This window comes from Ruegeria sp. CI1, assembly GCF_056536925.1.
Map to the genome: position 1 here is coordinate 1 of NZ_JBQFQP010000030.1, position 4,088 is coordinate 4,088.

The 4,088-nt window shown below is 63.5% G+C and carries 3 protein-coding genes; all 3 read left to right on the forward strand.

The features are described 5' to 3' along the window. The first annotated feature begins 156 nt into the window (after positions 1-156). From ACR0LZ_RS21095 to phnY, 3 genes are read left to right on the forward strand one after another with little or no spacing between them, the layout of a single operon-like run. Entirely contained in the window at positions 157-1,344 is a 1,188-nt protein-coding gene (locus ACR0LZ_RS21095) for a 2-aminoethylphosphonate--pyruvate transaminase (RefSeq protein ID WP_480752211.1), read from the forward strand. A gap of 22 nt (positions 1,345-1,366) precedes the next feature. Further along, positions 1,367-2,611 carry a phosphonoacetate hydrolase gene (phnA, locus tag ACR0LZ_RS21100; RefSeq protein ID WP_480752213.1) on the forward strand — a complete coding sequence of 415 codons (1,245 nt, stop codon included), beginning with the start codon at positions 1,367-1,369 and terminating at the stop codon, positions 2,609-2,611. Between the two features lie 3 nt (positions 2,612-2,614). Further along, the gene (gene phnY / locus ACR0LZ_RS21105; protein WP_480752214.1) at positions 2,615-4,078 is read left to right on the forward strand and encodes a phosphonoacetaldehyde dehydrogenase; all 1,464 of its coding nucleotides are present in this window, start codon (positions 2,615-2,617) and stop codon (positions 4,076-4,078) included. Positions 4,079-4,088 lie beyond the last annotated feature (10 nt).

Below are 4,088 nucleotides of genomic sequence, written 5' to 3' on the forward strand. Positions count from 1 at the left end.
GCGACGTTGTGGAATGCTTTGAGTTGGCTGTATCCCATGGGTTTGATTTTGTTTGGATGTATAGGTTTGTTTTATTGTTTGATCGTTTTTATCAATTTTTCACAATGGTTTTGTTGGGGCAATAGTTTCTGCGATGTTTCTTTTGGAGACCGCGTCATGAGCACGCCCGCGCCCGAGATTGAAGCCCCCCGGCTGGGGGAGCCGTATTTGTTGACCCCCGGTCCGCTGACCACGTCCTGGCCGGTCAAGCAGGCGATGCTGCGGGACTGGGGCAGCTGGGATGACGATTTCCGGGCGATGACGCGGGAGCTGCGCGCCGGTCTTCTGGCGCTGCTGGGCGAGGGGGGCGAGGAGTTCGACTGCGTGCCGATGCAGGGTTCGGGCAGTTTCGCGGTCGAGGCGATGCTGGGTTCGTTCATTCCGCGGGATGGCAAGGCGCTGGTTCTGGCCAACGGCGCCTATGGGCTGCGTTCGGCGCTGACGCTGAAGTATCTGGGGCGCGATCACGTGGTTCTGGACAAGGGCGATTACCTGCCGCCGCGTGGGCCGGAAGTGGCGCGCATCCTGGCCGAGGATCCGGCGATCAGCCATGTGGTGGCGATCCATTGCGAGACCTCGTCGGGCATCCTGAACCCGGTCGAGGAGATTTCCGAGGCGGTTTATGGGGCGGGGCGCAAGCTGTTGATCGATTCGATGTCGGCCTTTGGCGCGATCGATCTGAAGCCGTCCGGGATCCGCTATGAGGCGATGGTGTCCTCGGCCAACAAATGCATCGAGGGGGTGCCGGGGTTCGGCTTTGTCATCGCCCGCAGGGAGGCGCTGGCGGCGGCCGAGGGCAACAGCCATTCGCTTTGCCTGGATGTGCACGCGCAATGGGCGCACATGAACAGGACCGGGCAGTGGCGGTTCACGCCGCCCACCCATGTGGTGGCCGCGTTTCTTGAGGCGCTGAGGGCGCATGCCGCCGAGGGCGGGGTTGCCGGGCGCGGCGCGCGCTATGGGCGCAACCGCGACGTGATGGTGGCGGGGATGCGCGAGCTGGGCTTCGAGACCTTGCTGGACAGTCGCTGGCTGAGCCCGATCATCGTCACCTTCTTCTGCCCGGCGGATGCGAATTTCGTCTTTGGCCGGTTTTACGAGCTGATGAAGGAAAAGGGGTTCATCATCTATCCGGGCAAGCTGACGGTTGTGGACAGTTTCCGCATCGGCTGCATCGGGCAGATGGACGAGCACGTGATGCGGCGGGTCGTGGCCGCCGCCAGGGAAACGCTGGCCGAGATGGGGGTTGCAAGCGCCGCCCCTCCGGCCGCCGCACTGCAAGAGCGCGCCAAGCTGGCCGCCTGAAGAAGATCGAGGAAAGCAAGAGATGACCATTCATACCCCCGTCGAAGCGAATGCGCGGGTCTATCCGACGCCGAAAGTGCCCGCGATTGCCATCTGCCTGGATGGGTGCGAGCCGGAATATCTGGACGTGGCGATTGCCAGGGGGCTGATGCCCAATCTCAAGCGGATGCGCGAGACCGGCACCGACCGGCTGGCGCATTCGGTGATCCCGTCGTTTACCAATCCCAACAACCTCAGCATCGCCACCGGCCGTCCGCCAAGCGTGCACGGTATCTGCGGCAACTACCTGATCGATCCGGACAGCGGCGAAGAGGTGATGATGAACGACGTGCGCTTCCTGCGCGCGCCGACGATCTTTTCGCAGTTCTACGAGGCGGGTTACCGCGTGGCGATGGTGACCGCCAAGGACAAGCTGCGCGCGCTTCTGGGCTCGGGGCTGAAGTTCGACGAGGGCAGGGCGGTGGCGTTTTCGTCGGAACGCGCGGGCGAGACCACGCTGGCCGGGCACGGCATCGACAATGCCAGCGCCTGGCTGGGCATGCCGGTTCCGGACGTCTATTCGGCGGAGCTCAGCGAGTTTGTCTTTGCCGCCGGGGTCAAGCTTCTGAAAGAGTTCAAACCCGACGTGATGTACCTGTCGACCACCGATTACATCCAGCACAAGTTCGCCCCTGACCAGCAGGGTGCACTGGATTTCCATGCCATGTTCGACCGCTACCTGGGCGAGCTGGACGCGCTGGGGGCGGCCATCGTGGTGACCGCCGATCACGGCATGAAGCCCAAGCATCACGCTGACGGCTCGCCCAACGTGATCTATGCGCAGGACCTGCTGGACGAGTGGCTGGGAGAGGGCGCGGCGCGGGTGATCCTGCCGATCACCGATCCTTATGTGGTCCATCACGGCGCGCTGGGATCGTTCGCCACCGCCTATCTGCCCGAAGGCGCCGACCAGGCCGACATCATGGCGCGGCTTGAGGCGCGCGATGAGCTGATCCTGGTCATCGACAAGGCGGAGGCGATCCGGCGGTTCGAGCTGCCGGGCGACCGGATTGGGGATATCGTGATGATCTCGGGCGAGAACATCTGCATCGGCACCTCGGAGCACCGCCACGACCTGGCGGCGCTGAAGGAGCCGCTGCGCAGCCACGGCGGGTTGACCGAGCAGGAGGTGCCCTTCATCGTCAACCGCCGGATCGAGCTTCCGGATGCGCCCGTTCTGCGCAACTTCGACGCCTTCTTCTATGCCACGACAGCCGCGGCGGTATAAGCTATGAAAGACCAGACCATGTCCAATACCCGGATCCGCAACGAGGGAATGCGCATCGGCGGCGAGATCGTCTTTACCGACGAGACCGTGCCGGTCCACTATCCCTATACCAACGAGGTGGTCGGCTATGTCCCTGCCGGCAAGGCGGAACATGCGGCCCGCGCCTTCGAGATCGCGGCGAATTACACCCCGAAACTGACCCGGTACGAGCGCAGCCGGATCCTGCAGCGCGCGGGCGAGCTGATCGGCGAGCGGCGCGACTATCTGGCCAAATGGCTGGTGCTGGAGCTGGGCATCTGCCACCAGCACGCGATCTACGAGACCAAGCGCGCGCAGGATGTCTATCAGTTTGCCGCCGCAGAGGCGCTGAAGGACGATGGCGAGATCTTTTCCTGCGATCTCACCCACAACGGCAAGGCGCGCAAGATCTTCACCATGCGCGAGCCGGTGAACGCAATCTCCGCGATCACGCCGTTCAACCACCCGCTCAACATGGTCAGCCACAAGATCGCGCCGTCGATCGCCACCAACAACTGCATGGTCTGCAAGCCGACCGAGCTGACACCGCTGACCGCGCTGACGCTGGCCGACATCCTGTACGAGGCCGGGCTGCCGCCCGAGATGTTCCAGGTGGTCACCGGCTGGCCCGGCGATATCGGCGACGAGATGATCACCAACGGGCATATCGACATCATCACCTTCACCGGCGGCGTGCCGGTGGGCAAGATGATCGCCGAAAAGGCCGCCTACAAGCGCTCCGCGCTGGAGCTGGGGGGCAACGACCCGCTGATCGTGCTGAACGATCTTTCCGATGCCGACCTGGACAAGGCCGCCACCATCGCCGTGGCCGGGGCCACCGGCAATTCCGGCCAGCGCTGCACCGCGATCAAGCGCATCCTAGTACAGGAAAGCGTGGCCGACCGCTTTGTGCCGCTGGTGCTGGAGAAGGCGCGCGCGATCAAATTCGGCGACCCGCAGGATCCCGAAACGGAACTGGGCTGCGTCATCCACGACAAGGCCGCCGAGCTGTTCGAGAACCGCGTCCTGATGGCCGCGGCCGCGGGCGCCGAGATCCTCTATCACCCGCCGCGCCAGGGCGCGCTGCTGCCGCCCATCGTGGTCGACCGCGTGCCCCATGACAGCGAACTGGTGATGGAGGAAACCTTTGGCCCCATCATCCCGATCGTGCGGGTTCCCGACAATGACGACGAGGTGATGAGGATCTCGAACTCCACCCAGTTCGGCCTCAGCTCGGGCGTCTGCACCAACGACCTGAACCGCGCGATCGCATTTATCAACGGCCTCAACGTGGGTACCTGCAACATCTGGGAACAACCCGGATACCGCATCGAAATGTCCCCCTTCGGCGGCATCAAGGACAGCGGAAACGGCGTAAAAGAAGGCGTCATCGAAGCCATGAAGTTCTTCACAAACGTCAAAACATACTCCCTGCCATGGCCAACATGATAAACTGGGA